Source organism: Fontimonas thermophila, assembly GCF_900113085.1.
Classification (GTDB): Bacteria; Pseudomonadota; Gammaproteobacteria; order Nevskiales; family Nevskiaceae; genus Solimonas; species Solimonas thermophila.
In genome coordinates this window covers 114,576-130,356 of record NZ_FOOC01000006.1, presented here as the reverse complement: position 1 = coordinate 130,356, position 15,781 = coordinate 114,576, and the positions used below count along the sequence as shown (strand labels likewise).

At 64.6% G+C, this 15,781-nt stretch carries 16 protein-coding genes; 8 read left to right on the top strand and 8 right to left on the bottom strand.

Going from position 1 to position 15,781, the window contains the following annotated elements; all coding sequences use genetic code 11:
• Positions 1–104 precede the first annotated feature (104 nt).
• On the top strand, positions 105–1,019 hold the full coding sequence (locus BMZ48_RS07870; RefSeq protein WP_091533551.1) for a LysR family transcriptional regulator: 915 nt from the start codon (positions 105–107) through the stop codon (positions 1,017–1,019).
• Positions 1,020–1,191: 172 nt separating this feature from the next.
• Here the strand turns inward: BMZ48_RS07870 and tyrS are convergent, their stop codons facing one another.
• Positions 1,192–2,442, bottom strand: coding sequence for a tyrosine--tRNA ligase (gene tyrS, locus BMZ48_RS07865; protein WP_091533550.1), 1,251 nt, complete (start codon positions 2,440–2,442; stop codon positions 1,192–1,194).
• A gap of 189 nt (positions 2,443–2,631) precedes the next feature.
• On the opposite strand from tyrS, the gene BMZ48_RS07860 reads away from it, so the two are divergent.
• Positions 2,632–4,014, top strand: coding sequence for an OapA family protein (locus tag BMZ48_RS07860; RefSeq protein WP_091533549.1), 1,383 nt, complete (start codon positions 2,632–2,634; stop codon positions 4,012–4,014).
• A 9-nt stretch (positions 4,015–4,023) separates the two neighbouring features.
• Positions 4,024–5,139, top strand: a complete 1,116-nt coding sequence (locus BMZ48_RS07855; RefSeq protein WP_091533548.1) for an anhydro-N-acetylmuramic acid kinase — start codon at positions 4,024–4,026, stop codon at positions 5,137–5,139.
• Positions 5,140–5,178: 39 nt separating this feature from the next.
• Here BMZ48_RS07855 and erpA read toward each other — a convergent pair whose 3' ends face one another.
• Genes erpA through argC form a run of 4 tightly spaced genes read right to left on the bottom strand, consistent with a single transcriptional unit; the run spans position 5,179 to position 7,826 of the window.
• Positions 5,179–5,529, bottom strand: a complete 351-nt coding sequence (erpA, locus tag BMZ48_RS07850; protein ID WP_091533547.1) for an iron-sulfur cluster insertion protein ErpA — start codon at positions 5,527–5,529, stop codon at positions 5,179–5,181.
• Positions 5,530–5,541: 12 nt separating this feature from the next.
• Positions 5,542–6,030 carry a bactofilin family protein gene (locus BMZ48_RS07845; protein ID WP_234981568.1) on the bottom strand — a complete coding sequence of 163 codons (489 nt, stop codon included), beginning with the start codon at positions 6,028–6,030 and terminating at the stop codon, positions 5,542–5,544.
• Positions 6,027–6,779, bottom strand: a complete 753-nt coding sequence (locus tag BMZ48_RS07840; protein ID WP_091533545.1) for a DUF6776 family protein — start codon at positions 6,777–6,779, stop codon at positions 6,027–6,029. The genes BMZ48_RS07845 and BMZ48_RS07840 overlap by 4 nt, the downstream gene beginning before the upstream one ends.
• A 12-nt stretch (positions 6,780–6,791) precedes the next feature.
• Positions 6,792–7,826, bottom strand: a complete 1,035-nt coding sequence (argC, locus tag BMZ48_RS07835; RefSeq protein WP_091533652.1) for an N-acetyl-gamma-glutamyl-phosphate reductase — start codon at positions 7,824–7,826, stop codon at positions 6,792–6,794.
• 71 nt (positions 7,827–7,897) lie between these two features.
• On the opposite strand from argC, the gene hemJ reads away from it, so the two are divergent.
• Entirely contained in the window at positions 7,898–8,332 is a 435-nt protein-coding gene (gene hemJ / locus BMZ48_RS07830; RefSeq protein WP_234981566.1) for a protoporphyrinogen oxidase HemJ, read from the top strand.
• A 75-nt stretch (positions 8,333–8,407) separates the two neighbouring features.
• On the opposite strand, the gene bfr is transcribed toward hemJ, so the two are convergent.
• Both bfr and BMZ48_RS07820 read right to left on the bottom strand, forming a co-directional pair.
• Complete coding sequence (gene bfr, locus BMZ48_RS07825; RefSeq protein ID WP_091533543.1) at positions 8,408–8,890, bottom strand: bacterioferritin; 483 nt, start codon at positions 8,888–8,890, stop codon at positions 8,408–8,410.
• Positions 8,891–9,008: 118 nt separating this feature from the next.
• Positions 9,009–9,239 carry a (2Fe-2S)-binding protein gene (locus BMZ48_RS07820; RefSeq protein ID WP_091533542.1) on the bottom strand — a complete coding sequence of 77 codons (231 nt, stop codon included), beginning with the start codon at positions 9,237–9,239 and terminating at the stop codon, positions 9,009–9,011.
• A 103-nt stretch (positions 9,240–9,342) separates the two neighbouring features.
• Here BMZ48_RS07820 and BMZ48_RS07815 point away from each other — a divergent pair, with 103 nt between their 5' ends.
• The 4 genes from BMZ48_RS07815 (at position 9,343) to BMZ48_RS07800 (ending at position 15,235) form a co-directional block, all read left to right on the top strand.
• Complete coding sequence (locus BMZ48_RS07815) at positions 9,343–11,511, top strand: TonB-dependent receptor family protein (protein ID WP_143383659.1); 2,169 nt, start codon at positions 9,343–9,345, stop codon at positions 11,509–11,511.
• 119 nt (positions 11,512–11,630) lie between these two features.
• Positions 11,631–12,596, top strand: a complete 966-nt coding sequence (locus BMZ48_RS07810) for an extracellular solute-binding protein (protein WP_200769566.1) — start codon at positions 11,631–11,633, stop codon at positions 12,594–12,596.
• Positions 12,580–14,220: an ABC transporter permease gene (locus BMZ48_RS07805; RefSeq protein ID WP_200769565.1), complete on the top strand. Its 1,641-nt coding sequence runs from the start codon at positions 12,580–12,582 to the stop codon at positions 14,218–14,220. Before BMZ48_RS07810 ends, BMZ48_RS07805 begins: the two co-directional genes overlap by 17 nt.
• Positions 14,204–15,235 (top strand): ABC transporter ATP-binding protein, encoded by a 1,032-nt coding sequence (locus BMZ48_RS07800; protein ID WP_091533539.1) that lies wholly within the window; start codon positions 14,204–14,206, stop codon positions 15,233–15,235. Before BMZ48_RS07805 ends, BMZ48_RS07800 begins: the two co-directional genes overlap by 17 nt.
• 2 nt (positions 15,236–15,237) lie before the next feature.
• On the opposite strand, the gene BMZ48_RS07795 is transcribed toward BMZ48_RS07800, so the two are convergent.
• Positions 15,238–15,750 (bottom strand): RNA pyrophosphohydrolase, encoded by a 513-nt coding sequence (locus tag BMZ48_RS07795; RefSeq protein ID WP_091533538.1) that lies wholly within the window; start codon positions 15,748–15,750, stop codon positions 15,238–15,240.
• Positions 15,751–15,781: the final 31 nt, after the last annotated feature.

The window sequence follows — 15,781 nt, the reverse complement described above, 5'->3', positions numbered from 1 at the left end:
ACGTTCCATGAAGCAAGCAGTTGGAGAGGTCTGGTTATCGTTCCCTCAATGGTTCATTCTGTAAAATACATTGTTTAGAACTTATTAATAGATAAAATAGAATAGTGAGTCTGGAGCTGCTCAATTTTCACCACTTGTTCTACTTCTGGCGGGTGGCCAGAAGCGGGCATCTGACGCGCACGGCTCGGGAATTGCACGTCTCCCAATCCGCGCTGTCGGCGCAGATCCGGCAACTGGAAGAGCGCCTGGGCACCCAGTTGTTCGAACGCAAAGGGCGGCGACTACAGCTGACGGAAACCGGCCAGCTCGTATCGTCCTATGCCGAGAACATCTTCGGTCTGGGTCAGGAATTGCTGGGCCGGCTACACGGCGAAAGCCAAGGCATGATCCGGCTGCGCATCGGCAGCGTGGCCACGCTGTCGCGCAATTATCAGGAGAACTGGATCCGGCCCTTGCTCGCGGATCCCGGGGTGGCGCTCATCTTGGAGTCGGGACTACTCGAACAGCTGCTGGAGCGCCTGGCCCATCACCAACTCGACGTGGTGCTGGCCAACGAGCCCGTCGCCTCCGATCCGGACCGGACCTTGCACTGCCGCTACCTGGGCAGTCAGGCGATCTCGCTGGTCGGCCCCACCGAGATCTGGGCCGGCCGCACGCTGCGCATCCCCGACGATTTGGACGGACTCGACATCGCCCTGCCGGGACCGCGTCATGCCGTGCGCGCCCAGTTCGACGCCCTGTGCCTGACCGCCGGCATCAAGCCGCGGGTACGCGCCGAGGTGGACGACATGGCCATGCTACGCCTGATCGCGCGTGACAGCGGCTGGCTGACGGTCCTCCCCGAGGTGGTGGTGCAGGATGAGTTGCGGACCGGCGCACTGGTGCGCGTCGGCCAATCCACGCAGCTGCGAGAACATTTCTATGCCATCACGACACCGCACCGGCACCGGATGGAGCGTCTAGAGCAGCTCCTGGCAGGATCGCTGGAGACACCGGCCAAAGACGCGCCGGCGCGGTGATAACGCCCGACGGATTCACCCGCGGGTCCAGCGCATTCAAACCCGGACTGCGCGCATCATCCCGTCTGATTGCGCGTTATCGCACGCGCTCACTGCAGCATGCGGATTCCAGCGCGGCATGCTCGCCTGCTCTGCTATGCCGGCCATTGAACCGACGTCTGCACATCCGCGGTCAAACCGCTTCGGACTTGGCGACCAACGTCGCCCGGGCATATCGCCGCGACCCCACCTGGAGAAGATAGGTCGCACCTGCCGCAAGCACGTAGTTGCGGTCTTCGATGCGCTGCCGATCCACGCGCACCGCACGCTGATCGACCATACGCCCCCCTTCGGTATAGCTGGCGACCAGACCCGCCTCTTTGAGCACGCGCGCAATTGGAAGCCCGCCGGCAGGGCAGGCGATGCGAACCTCGGGAATGTCATCCGGCACAGCGCCTTGCGAGAACTGCGCGATGAAGTTGCGCTGTGCGGCTTCGGCGCTGGCCTGGCCATGGAAGCGCGCCACGATCTCCCGCGCCAGCTCGAACTTCACGTCTCGCGGATTGGCGCCGTGCGCAACACGGTCCCGCAGCTGGGCGATCTCGGCCAGCGGACGGAATGACAGCAACTCGAAATATCGCCACATCAAGGTATCCGAGATCGACATGATCTTGCCGAACATGTCGTTCGGTGGATCGTTGACGGCGATGTAGTTGCCCAGGCTCTTCGACATCTTCTGTACGCCGTCGAGCCCTTCGAGGATCGGCACTGTCACGATGCACTGCGGGCGCTGCCCGTAGGCCTGCTGCAGATGGCGGCCGACGAGCAGATTGAATTTTTGATCGGTGCCGCCAAGCTCGACATCGGCCTTCAGGGCAACCGAGTCGTAACCCTGCAGCAGCGGATACAGGAATTCGTGCACCGCGATGGGCTGACCGGCGGCGTATCGCTTGGCGAAATCATCGCGCTCGAGCATGCGCGCGACGGTGTGCTGGGCAGCGAGGCGGATCAAGCCTTCCGCGCCCAATGCATCAAGCCAGCGACTGTTGAACTCGATCGTCGTGCGCCGCGGATCGAGGATCTTGAACACCTGCTCTTGGTAGGTGCGGGCGTTTTCTTCGACCTGCTCGCGGGTCAGCGGCTTGCGCGTTTCGTTCTTGCCAGTGGGATCACCGATCATTCCGGTGAAATCGCCGATCAGAAAGATCGCCTCATGCCCGGCTTCCTGGAAGGCACGCAGCTTGTTGAGCAGCAGCGTATGCCCGAGGTGCAGATCCTTGGCGGTGGGATCAAAACCTGCCTTGACGCGCAGGCGAATCCCTTTCTCATGCGCCTCCTGGATGCGGGCACGAAACTCCTCCCGGGGAAGGATCTCGTCGGTGCCGCGTTCGAGCTCGGCCAATTCGGTGCTGATGGAATCTGGTGGTGTCACTGGCGGTGTCATGGAATGTCCGGGGAATCCCCCAAAAGCTGAGGCAGCGCAGCAAGTCTGCGCTGGAACTGCTTGCAATCGATCAGAAACTGTGTTTCCTTACGCGTGCACCGCTCGTGCGCTAACGCCACAACGATACCAACGCCCAGGGTGCGGACCGCGCGGCCATCTCGTGCGGCATTGATTTTTTGTGGGTCAGAGATGAGATTGGATTATAGCCCAGCCGATCCGGCTGTCCGCCGGTCGGCACGCCGCTCCGTTTTGATTGCAAGCCTGTGCGTCGTCCTGCTCGTGGCCGTGGCCACGCGCGAAGGCATCGCCAAGCGCCAGAGCAGCCTCACCGAAGGCAGCTTGCCGCCAGAGATCGCAACAGCGTTCGACGCAGACAGCGAATCGGCATTCGCCGAAACGGTACAGTCGGCGCTGGCCGATACGCTACCGGCACCGCAGGCGAGCGACTGGGTGACGATCGAAGTCGCGCGCGGACAAACGCTGTCGGACATTTTCGAAAGCCAGGGGCTAGGCTATTCGGAGGCCGTGGCCGTCACCCGCCTCAGCAGCGACACCGCGCGTCTGAAGAGCCTGCGCACCGGTGACAAACTGCTGCTGCGCAAAAACCCCGAAGACAAGCTCGAAGAGCTGCGCTTTGAGCTCGACGAATCCAATACGCTGCATGTGCGCCGCAACGCCGACGGCGACCTCGAGGCGATCACGATCGCAGCGACGATCGAACGCCGTCAGGCACAAGCCGCGGGCTTCATCGAAAATTCCCTGTTCCTCGACGGGCAACGCGCGGGGCTTTCCAACCGCCTGCTCATGCAGCTCGCCGAGATATTCGGATACGACATCGACTTCGCACTGGATCTGCGCGTCGGCGACCGCTTCGCCGTGATCTACGAAGAGCTGTACAAAAACGGCGAGAAACTGCGCGATGGCGACATCGTCGCGGCCGAGTTCGTCAACCGCGGCCGTAGCTTCCGCGCGATGCGCTATATCGACGCCGATGGCAACATCGCGTACTACACGCCCGAGGGCGAGTCTCTGCGCAAGGCCTTTCTGAGATCGCCGGTGGACTTCGCGCGGGTCAGTTCGGGCTTCAACCTGCGCCGCCGCCACCCGATTCTCAACACGATCCGGGCCCACAAGGGTGTGGACTATGCCGCGAGCACCGGCACGCCGATCAAGGCCACCGGCGACGGGCGCGTCGAATTCATTGGCGTCAAGGGCGGATATGGCCGCGTGGTCATTCTCCGGCATGGCTCGCAATACACGACGCTGTACGCCCACATGTCGCGTTTCCGGCCCGGCCTGAAGATCGGCTCGCGCGTCAAGCAAGGGCAGGTGATCGGTTATGTAGGCGCCTCGGGCCTCGCCACCGCACCGCACCTGCACTATGAATTCCGCATCAACGGTGTCCACAAAAATCCGATGACGGTAGCCCTGCCCAAGGCCAATCCGCTACCGCGATCGGTCGTCGCCCGCTGGCGCGCCGAGCACGCTTACGCACTGGCTCAGCTCGACGCCATCAGCGAACGCCAGCTCGCCCAAACCCCGTCTGGATCACCGGTCGGCGGCAGCCCCTGAGGCGTCGCGATGCACACCTGGTGCATCGGCCTGATGTCCGGAACCAGCGCGGATGCGGTCGATGCGGCTTTGTGCGCGTTTGACGACCAGCGCTTTCGCGGCGTGCATGCCACGGCCTCACTGCCCTACCCGGCCGACCTGCGTGCACGTCTGCTCGCGCTCCAGCGCGGGGACTGCGTCCTCGCCCTGGGCGAGCTGTGCGCCATCGACAACGCCGTCGCCATATGCTTTGCGCAAGCTGCGCAGACCCTTCTTGCGCACACCGGGCTACACGCCTCTGCCATAGCGGCCATCGGCTCGCACGGCCAGACCGTGTTTCACGACCCCGAACACACCGGCTCGAGCCTGCAGCTCGGCAATCCGGCGCTGATCGCGGCACGCACCAGCATCACGACCGTCGCGGACTTTCGCCGCGCCGACATCGCCCGCGGCGGGCACGGCGCACCGCTGGTCCCGGCCTTCCACCACGCGCTCTTTGCCGATGCCGGAGAACCACGCTGCGTCGTCAACATCGGCGGCATCGCCAATATCACGGTGCTGCCCGGCGAGGATCAGGCCGCCGTCCGCGGCTTCGACACCGGCCCGGGCAACGCGTTGATGGACGAATGGGCGGAACTCCATTTGAACGAGCCCTACGACAGGGATGGTCATTGGGCGGCAAGTGGCAGTGTGCAGCCCGCGTTACTGGATGTCCTGCTGAATGACTCTTATTTCGCACGCCCGCCCCCCAAGAGCACCGGCCGCGGCCAATTCAACCTCGCCTGGGTCCGGCACCGCTACCCGCGGCTCGATCAACTGGCGCGCGCGGACGTGCAACGCACATTCTGCGAGCTGACCGCGCTGACCATCGCGCACGCCATCCTCGACCATGCGCCGGCCACACGCCGGGTGCTGATCTGCGGCGGCGGCGCCCGCAACACGTTCCTACGGACACGGTTGGGCGAGGTGCTGGGAGACAGCATTGCGCTCGACGACACCGCTGACCATGGCGTCGATGCCCTCTGGGTCGAGGCTGCGGCATTCGCCTGGCTTGCGCTATGCACGCTACATGGGCGCCCGGGCAATCTGCCCAGCGTCACTGGCGCGCGCAGCCCGGCGATTCTGGGGGGCATCTATCGTGGATGAGCATCCCGCCCGCGTAAGCCACAGGGCAAAGAGCCGTCACTAGACCGAGAAAGAATTGCCGCAGCCGCAGGTGGTCGTGGCGTTGGGGTTACGGATCACGAACTGGGCACCCTCGACCGTTTCCTTGTAATCGATCTCAGCGCCCTGGAGATACTGCAGGCTCATCGGATCGACGAGCAGCGTCACACCGCAGCGGGTGATCCGGGTATCGTCCTCCTCGGCCTGCTTCTCAAACTTGAAGCCATACTGGAACCCGGAGCAGCCGCCACCCGTGACGAATACGCGCAGCATCTGCTGCGGATCCTCTTCTTCCTGCAGCAGCGCATGCACCTTCGTTGCGGCCGCCTCGGTGAAGATGACGGCCTCGTCGGATGCCGTGTCCGCGGACATTGCTTCGTCCTCTCAACCGTTGACGATGCCTTTGACCCGGCGCGCTTCGCTCAGTTCATCGGTCGAGGCTGCTTCGGCCCCCGGCCTGGGCACGATGCCGCTCATGTTCTCGGCAGCCCCGGCGCCACCGTCGTGCACCAGTTGGCCGTTGACCTGCGCTCCGCCTTCCATCTCGATGATGCGGTAGTAAACGTTGCCGGTGACGCGGGCCTTCGATGCCAGGGTGATCTTCTGCGACGCATGGACGTCACCCACCACCGACCCATTGAGCACGACGTTGGGCACGCGCACGTCGCCCTCGATCGAACCGTGCTCGCTCACCGACAGGGCCGAGGCCTTGTCCGCGGATGCGATCACCTTGCCCTTGATCTTGCCGTCGACATGAAGCCCCCCGGTGAAGCGAACGTCACCGAGCACCTCGGTCTGCCGGCCGATCAAGGTATCGACCCCGACGCTGCCGCTGGAGCCACTCTTGCTGTTGCTGCCACCGAACATTTTCATGCGCCTGCTCCGCTCAAGATGCGATCCCAGTCGAAGGATTCTTCGATCCGGGTGGCGTCGTCACCCTCAGGGATCAGGGTGACAACGACGCGCATGGGCTTGAAACCCTGCGGGACCACGATTTCACCAGAGAACTCTTCGAAATACTTCAAGGAAAATAGCAGATTTTCCGCTGCCCCATCGGCCGCGATGGCCGCCCAGGGCAGACGCTCCTCGGCACCGGACCGCTCCCCGACCAGCTGAAGGTCGATGCGCCCGCCGACGCGCTTGTCGTGGCGCACCGCCTGGATCAGCACCAGACCATAACGGAACCGCCCCGGCTCGGCAGCGGCGACGAGTTTGAACTCGTGCACGCGCACACCGACCCGCGATTGCTCCGGCGCGACGATGCCGCGGTAAAACGCCAGCTGTTCGCGCAAATCCGAAGCCTCCGCCTGCAGTTGCGCCAATGATTCCCGCACCACGCTGCAGGCCTGTGCGTCGATGTCCTGCGAGCGCTGCACGTACACCACCTGCTCCTGCAGGCGTTTGATCTCATCCCTGGCGGCACGCAACTGGCGCGTCAGTTCACGGCGCTCCTCGCGCAATCGCTCCACCTCGAGTTGCGCGCGCTCGAAGTCGCTGACCGTCGAGGCCCGCGTATAGACATACAGTCCCCACGCGGCCAGCGCCAGCACGAAGCTGCCGCCGCCGATCAGCGCCGGCTTGAGCCACGGCCGGTGGCGCGTGATGACGATGCGGTGTTCCATCTGCCTATCGCATCAGGGTGACAGTGGCGGCGATACGAGCCCCAGCGTCTCATCCAGTCCAAACATCAGATTGAAATTCTGCACCGCCTGGCCGGATGCCCCCTTGACCAGATTGTCGATCACGCTCAGCACGATGACGGTGCGTCCGTCAGGCGCGACATGCACGGCGATGCGGCAGACGTTGGATCCCCGTACGCCTCGCGTCTCGGGATGATCGCCGGATGCCAGCACATCGACGAAGGGCTCGCTGGCATAGCGGCGCTCGAACAAAGCCTGCAGATCCGCCGCACCGGGTCGATGCAACCGCGCATACAGCGTCGCGTGGATGCCACGAACCATCGGCACCAAGTGCGGCACGAAGCTCAGGCCTATCGCCGATCCCGCCATTCGCGTCAGGCCCTGGACGATCTCCGGCCAGTGCCGGTGCCCGCCCACACCATAAGCCTTCAGTGAATCCGCAACCTCGCTGAACATCGACCCCAACTTGGCTTCACGCCCGGCCCCACTGACTCCGGACTTGCAATCGGCGATCAGCGTGTCGCAATCGACCAGGCCTGCTTCGAGCAGCGGCAGATAACCGAGCTGGACGGCGGTCGGATAACACCCGGGATTACCGACGACGCGTGCGGTACGGATGCGCGCGCGGTTCACCTCCGGCAAACCATAGACGGCTTCGGCAAGCAGCTGCGGACAGGCATGATCGAGTCCGTACCAGCGCTTGAACACCGCGGGATCGGCGAACCGGAAGTCGGCCGACAAATCGATCACCCGCACGCCCGCATCCACGAGCGCGGGGGCCATCTGCATCGCGGTTCCATGCGGCGTGGCGAAAAATACGGCATCGCACGCGCACAGGCGCGTCACATCGGGCGGCTCGAACGCGAGCGCGCAATGTCCGCGCAGCTGCGGGAATAGCTGGTCGGCGCGGCGGCCCGCCTCCTGGCGCGAGGTCAGCATCACCACCTGCGCGTGCGGATGGCGCACGAGAATGCGCAAAAGCTCTGCACCGGTATAACCCGTGCCCCCGACGATACCGACCTTGATCACGGCGCGCAGCATCCGAAGAAAGTGCGAGGGCGGATTCTAGCGCGCCCCGCGGAGTACACTGTCATTCCTTCATGCCGGCACCTGTTCCGATGCTCTGGGTCAAGGCCTTCCACATCGTCTTCGTCGTCAGCTGGTTCGCCGGGCTGTTCTACCTGCCGCGGCTGTTCGTCTATCACGCCGACACGCGGGATGCCGCCGGGCACGAACGTTTCTGCGTGATGGAACGGCGACTTTATGGCATCACCACGATCGGCATGCTCGGCACCTGGATCTTCGGCATCTGGCTGCTGCTCTTGATCCCGCAATGGCTCTCGGCCGGCTGGCTGCATGCCAAACTCGCGCTCGTCGTGGGGCTGTCCGGGTACCACGGCTGGCTCAAGACCCGCGTGCGCGCCTTTGCCGAACAACGCAACGACAAGAGCGCACGCTTTTATCGCATCGTCAACGAAGTGCCGGCGTTGGTCCTGGTGGCGATCGTGATTCTCGTGGTCGTCAAACCTTTCTGACGACTGGATCCAGACAACCGAAACGAAAACGCCCCGGCGGCCGGGGCGTCAGCGGCATGCTCATCCGCAACGGTTCTAGCCTTCCGCAATCTCGCCGGCGGCACTCTGCAGGTAGTTCGGCAAACCCATGCGCTCGATCAGGCCGAGTTGCTCCTCGATCCAATTGATGTGCGCCTCCTCGCTTTTCTGGATGCGCACCAAAAGCTCGCGGGTGACGAAGTCGCGCACGCTTTCGCAATGGGCAATCGCCTCCTGGTACATCGGATGCGCTTCCTTCTCGCGTTTGAGATCGCATTCGAGGATTTCCTTGACATCCTCGCCGATGTAAAGCTTGCCGAGATCCTGCAGGTTCGGGAGCCCCTCGAGGAACAGGATGCGCTCGATCAGCTCGTCGGCATGCTTCATCTCATCGATCGATTCCTTGTATTCGATCTTGCCCAGGCGCTTGAAGCCCCAGTTGTCGAGCATGCGCGCATGCAGGAAGTACTGGTTGATCGAGGTGAGTTCGTTCTTGAGCGCCTGGTTTAAGTACTCGATGACCTTGGTGTCGCCGCGCATCGTCGTGCTCCGTCATTGCTTGTGAGCGCGAGTATAGGCAGCCACGCGCGGCAGTGACGAAACAGCGGAAAAAGTTGTATCGCTTCGGATTCTCAGTCGCAGGCGGACGATACGCCCCTCACGCCGCGGCGGATGCCGGCCCAACCTGTGAAGCCGCGCTCGCGACCTGCGCCGCGCCGAGCGCAGCCAGCTCGGCGGCGAGCACCTCGCGGGCCAGCGGCACACACTTGCCACAGCAAGTACCCAAACCGCATTCGCGCGACAGCTCGCGCAGGGACACGATACCGTCCTCGCGCACCGCGCGCCGGATGGTGCGTTCAGAAACAGCCTTGCAGACACAGATGATCATGCACGGATTAAAACGTTAATGAAAATGATTGTCAATTGTTAACGTGCGCCGTAGAATCACAGCCGATAATCATTCTCGTTTGAGCGCTGCAAGGAGTGTTTTCGTGTCGTTGAAAAAAACTTATTTCGCCGCAGCTTGCTTGCTCATCGGGGCACCGGCCATGGCTGCCGATCCGCCCTCCGAGCCCATCGAGCAACGCGCCGAGGAAGACAATCACACCGCCGCAGCGCCCCCGGGCAGTACACGACTCGAGTCGATGACCGTGATCGGCACACCGGAACAGGCGCGTGCGCTGCCGAGCAGTCATGCCGTGCTGGACGGACAGATGCTCGAAGCCGCACATGTCTTCACGACGAACGAGGCCCTGCGTAAGCTGCCGGGCATCCACGTCCGCGACGAAGAAGGCCTGGGGCTGCGCCCGAATATCGGTATCCGCGGGCTCAATCCCACGCGTTCGACCAAGGTGTTGCTGCTCGAAGACGGACTGCCGCTGGCTTACGCGCCCTACGGCGACAACGCGAGCTACTACCATCCGCCGATCGACCGCTTCGACCGAATCGAAGTCCTCAAAGGATCGGCGACGAATCTGTATGGCCCGCAAACGATCAGTGGTGTCATCAACTACATGACGCCGACCCCGCCGGAACGACTCTCCGGCCTGCTTGCGCTCTCGGGCGGCAGCCGCGACTACTTCAACGGCCATGCCCGCATCGGCGGTCATGGTCTGCTGCTGGATGCGATCCACAAACGCGGCGAGGGCGCGCGCGACAACACCGAATCGGAGTTACAGGACTACAACATCAAGGGCGTGTTCGAGCTTGAATCCGGACAAAGGCTCATCGCGCGTGCCAATCACTACATCGAGGATTCGCAGGTCACCTACTCGGGCCTGACGGACGCTGAATATGCCAATTTCGGCCCGCGTTACAACCCGTTCCGCAACGACACTTTCGATGCCCGGCGCAGCGGCAGCTCGTTGACTCACGAATGGGCCATGACCGAGCGTGCGCAGCTCACTACCAGCCTGTACTATGCCGAATTCGCGCGCGACTGGTGGCGGCAATCCAGCACCACGACCGACACGCAGTGCGGAACCCAGTTCAGGGATGACCGCATCGCCGGTCTCGCCGTCGATCCCGACAGCTGCAACAGCCGCCAAGGCCGTCTGCGCGAGTACTACACGTATGGCATCGAACCCCGCTTGCGCGTCGTCTGGGGCAAGACGCACGAACTGACCACCGGGTTACGCGTGCACGCAGAGTCCCAGCGCCGACTGCAGATCAACGGCACGTCACCGACAGCGACCACCGGCACGACCGCCGAAAACAATCGCCGCTTGACCGAGGCCTACAGCGCGTTCGTGCAGAACCGCTTTGCCTTCGGCGCCGCCGCGGTGACACCGGGCCTGCGCGTCGAACACATCCGCTACGAACGCCAGAACCGGCTCAACGGCGCCCGCGGCGACACCGAGCTTACCGAGCCGATCCCCAGCCTGGGAGTGACATACGACTTCGCCGGCGCCTATACGCTCTATGCCGGCGTGCACCGGGGGTTTGCGCCGCCACGCGTCGAGGACATCCTCACCAACACGGGCACGGCCGTCGATCTGGAGGCCGAGGACAGCCGCAACTACGAGCTGGGCCTGCGCGGCCGGCCATGGCGTGGCATCAGCTTTGATGCCACTGGCTTCATCAATGATTTTGGGCGCCAGATCGCGGTCGGCTCGATCGCAGCCGGCGGCGTGCCGCTGGCGACCGGCGAAGCCGCTTACCGGGGTGCCGAGCTGCTCGCGCGCATCGACCTCGGCCATCTGCTCGATTCGGCGCACAATCCCTTCTTCGAACTGGCATACACTTGGCTGCCCGAGGCCGATGCGCAGAGCGCGTTCGTCCGTGTCGATAACGGCACACCGGTCAATGGCAGCGCACCGGGCCGACGCATGCCCTATGCGCCCAAACACCTGCTCACCGCCAATCTCGGCTATGCGCACCCGCTGGGCCTGGACGCCCGCCTCGAGGCTCAGTACATCGGCGAGCAGTTCGCGGACTTCGCCAACAGCCCCAATCCCGACGGCACGGGTCAAAACGGCCGCATTCCCGGAGCGACCGTGTGGAACGCGGCGGCGACCTATACCATGCCGAGCCGCAACTGGAGCGTGTTCATCGCGGCAAAGAACCTGTTCGACAAAACTTACATCGTCGATCGCACGCGCGGCATCCTGCCCGGGCAGCCGCGCCTGGTGCACGGCGGCGTGTCATACCGCTTCGAGTAAGGAGCCGGCACCGGTGCGCGCAAAAACCAGCGCGCACCGGTGTCTTAAACTCACGCGCATCCGCCGGTCTGCTCTTGAAAACCGTTCCGCCCATGCGTCGTCTGCTGCCCGTTCTTGCCATGATGCTGACCCCCGTCGCCCAGGCGGCGGAGTTGGTCGTCTACTCGGCGCGTGCCGAGTCTTTGATCAAACCGATCTTCGAACGCTACGAGCGTGAGCGCGGGATCAAGATCCGCTATCTGACCGACAAGGAAGCGCCGTTGATTGAACGGCTGAGGGCCGAAGGCCGCAACACCCCCGCCGACCTGCTGCTCACGGTGGATGCCGGCAACCTCTGGCAAGCCGCGGAACTGGGGCTGCTGCGCCCCCTGCAATCGGCAACACTGGCCGCGAACATTCCCGAACACCTGCGCGACCCCGAGGGCCGCTGGTACGGGCTCTCCGTGCGCGCACGCACGATCGTCTATGCGCGCGACCGCGTGCAGCCATCGGATCTCGACAGCTATGCCGCCCTTGCAGACGGGCGCTGGCGCGGGCGGCTGTGTCTGCGTACCTCGAAGAAGGTCTACAACCAGTCCCTGGTTGCGATGATGATCGCCGAGCTTGGGATGGCACGTACCGAGCAGATCGTGCGTGGCTGGGTCGCCAACCTCGCCGCGCCTCCGTTTGCCAGCGACAACGAGGTCATGGACGCAATCGTCGCGCGTCGCTGTGACGTCGGCATCGTCAACACGTATTACTTCGGACGGCTGCTCCGGGAAAAACCCGAGCTCGAGCTGGCGCTGTTCTGGCCGGATCAAGGCGAAAACGGCCGCGGCGTCCATGTGAACGTCTCTGGCGCCGGCGTGACCCGGCATGCCAAACATCCGCAGGCGGCGCAAGCGCTGCTCGAATGGCTCTCGGCCGGCCCAGCGCAGCACATGTTCGCGGCGCTCAATCTCGAGTACCCGGCGAACCCGGATGTCCCACCCGATCCGGCCGTCGCCGCCTGGGGCAGCTTCCGACAGAACCCGATCAATGTGGCACAGGCCGGCGCATTGCAAGCAGAGGCCGTCAAGCTGATGGACCGTGTCGGCTACCGCTGAGGTCACCCCCCGCAGCTGGCTGCGGCCACGGCTCGCTCGCTGGCATGTCGTCACCGCGCTGATCGCTACACCCGTGATGCTGCCGCTGGGGGTGGTGGCGGTCTGCGCAGTCGGCGTCGAGCGCGCGGTGTGGGCGCATCTGGCCGAGCACGTGCTACCGCAGGCGCTGGTCAATACTGCATGGCTGCTGCTCGGTGTCGGGCTGGGCACGGCCGTGCTCGGCACGCTGCTCGCTGCACTGGTCGCGCTGTGCGAGTTTCCGGGGCGTCGCTGGTTATCGTGGGCACTGCTGCTGCCGCTGGCGATGCCGACCTATGTGCTCGCCGTGGCCGCCGTTGGCCTGCTCGACTACGCAGCGCCGTTGCCGAGCGCCTTGCGTGCTCTGGGCGTCGGATTTCCCGATATCCGTTCGCGCGGCGGTGTGATCCTGGTGATGACGCTTGCTCTCTACCCGTACGTCTACCTGGTGGCGCGTCCCGCGTTCGCGAGCCAAGGCTTGCGCGTGCTGGAGGTGGGGCGCGCGCTGGGCATGGGGCCGTTCCGTGCGTTCCTGCGCGCGAGCCTGCCGCTGGCGCGGCCATGGATCGCCGGCGGCACGCTGCTGGTGCTGATGGAAACGCTCGCGGACTTCGGCGCCGTCGCTGCATTCAATTACGACACGCTGACGACGGCGATCTACAAAGCCTGGTTCGGACTGTTTTCGCTCGATGCCGCGCTGTCGGTGGCCGGCGTGCTCATCCTGCTGGTGCTGGTCCTGCTCACCGCGGAGAGCAAATTGCGTGCGCACCGAGAATACACCGCGCTCGGTGTGGCCTTGCCGCGCCGGCTGCCGCTGGGACGCTGGCGCTGGCTGGCGACGGCGGCATGTCTGCTCGTCCTCGCCCTGGGTTTCGTACTCCCGCTCGTCCAGCTGCTGCAGTGGTCATGGACGCACCGTCACGACATCGGCATGCATGATTTACGCTTGGCGGTCCATTCCGTATCGCTGGGCCTGGTTGCAGCCACCATGACCATCACAGCAGCCGTGCTGCTGGCCTATGCCGTACGCCATCAGGCCGATCGTTTCACGCAGGTCTGCGCACGGCTGGCGACGCTCGGCTATGCGCTGCCCGGGGCGCTGCTGGCCGTCGGTCTGTACGTGCCGCTCGCACGTGGCACTGCGTTCATCAGCGATACTTGGGGTATCGCGACTACCGTGCAAACGAGCCTGCTTTTGCTCGTGCTCGCATACGGCGTGCGTTTTCTTGCGGTAGCCCATACACCGCTGGCTGCCGCATTGCTGCGGATACGCCCCTCGCTCGATGAAGCGGCGCGCCTGCACGGTGTGCGCGGAATCTCCTTGATCTGGAAGGTCCATCTCCCCTTGCTACGCGGCAGTCTGGCCACGGCCATGCTGCTGGTGTTCGTCGATGTGATGAAAGAGATGCCGATCACCCTGATGACCCGCCCGTTTGGCTGGGATACGCTGGCCATCCGGGTGTTCGAACTGACCCAGGAAGGCGAATGGGCACGCGCGGCGTGGCCATCGCTCACAATCGTGCTGGCCGGCCTGTTGCCCGTGCTCTGGCTCGACCGCGGCATCGACGCGGGAATCTCCGGGAGACGGCGTGCACCTGCAGCTTGAATCCGTCAGCGCCGGGTATGCGGGCGCGGACGTCATCCGAGAATTGAGCTTTGAGCTGCCGCGCGGCAGCATCGGCTGCCTGCTCGGCCCTTCCGGCTCGGGCAAGACCACCGCGCTGCGCGCCATCGCGGGTTTCGAGCCAGTGCGCAGCGGGCGGATCCTCGGCGATGGCCGGCTGCTCTCGGCGCCGGGGTGGCATGTCCCGCCGGAGGCTCGCGCAATCGGCATGGTGTTCCAGGATCTGGCATTGCTGCCACATCTGGATACGCTTGCCAACGTCGCCTTCGGGCTGCAGCGTTGGCCGCGCCGCAAACGACTGGCCCGGGCCCTTGCGCTGCTCGAACTGGTCGGCCTAAGAGACCACGCGCGGGCTTATCCGCACGAGCTGTCCGGCGGTCAGCAGCAGCGGGTGGCGCTGGCCCGCGCCCTGGCACCGCAGCCACCCCTGCTGCTGCTCGATGAACCCTTCTCGAGCCTCGACGCCGAGCTGCGCGAACGGCTCGGCCAGGAGCTGCGCCGCATCCTGCAGCAGCGCGGCACCACTGCCCTGCTGGTCACACACTCACAACAGGAGGCGTTCGCCATGGCCGATGTCATCGGCGTGATCGAACGCGGCCGCCTGCGCCAGTGGGACAGCGCCTACACCCTGTATCACCGCCCTGCCGACCGCTTCGTCGCCGATTTTGTCGGCGAAGGTGCCTTGGTACCCGGCGAACGGGACGAAACCGGTGTGGTGCGCATGGAACTGGGGCGTGCCCGGTGCCCGACGCCGGGGCGCCCCGGCGCGGTGCAGGTGTTGCTGCGCCCGGGCGATGTGACCCACGACGAGAAAAGCCCGGTGCGCGCAACCATCGTCCACAAGGCCTTCCGCGGTGCAGAGACGCTATACACGCTGCGCCTGGGCGGCGGCAGTACGGTCCTGGCGCTGTTGCCCAGCCATCTTGATTTCCGCGTGGGCGAAACCGTCGGTATCCGTCTTGCCGTCACCGAGGTAACGGCATTCGAGAACGGATGAATTTAGGCGGCGATCGCCTTGCGCCGCACCGGCTCGCGCGGCACAACGCCCAGCAACGGCGCCAGCTCGTTGAGCGCGCGGCGATAGACCTCGCGTTTGAATTCGACAACCTCGCTGAGCGGATGCCAGTAATCGACCCAGCGCCAGCCGTCGAACTCGGGCTTGTCGGTGGCGTCGAGACGCACGGCATCGTCGGGCCCGAGCAGGCGCAGCGCGAACCATTTTTGCTTTTGACCGATGCAGACGCGCCCGCGCGAGCGACGCAAATGGCGACCAGGCAGGCGGTAGCGCAGCCAGCCGGCGGTCACGCCCAAAACCTGGACCTGCTCGGGCCTTAAACCCAGCTCCTCGTACAGCTCGCGGAACAAGGCATCGCGCGGGGATTCGCCGCGCTGGATACCGCCTTGCGGGAACTGCCAGGCATCCTGCTGGATGCGCTTGGCCCACAAAAGCTGGCCTCGCGCGCTGCTGAGCACGATCCCGACGTTGGGTCTGAAGCCATCCAGATCAATCACTTGGGGTCTGCGTGCTGGCCATTTTGCAGCC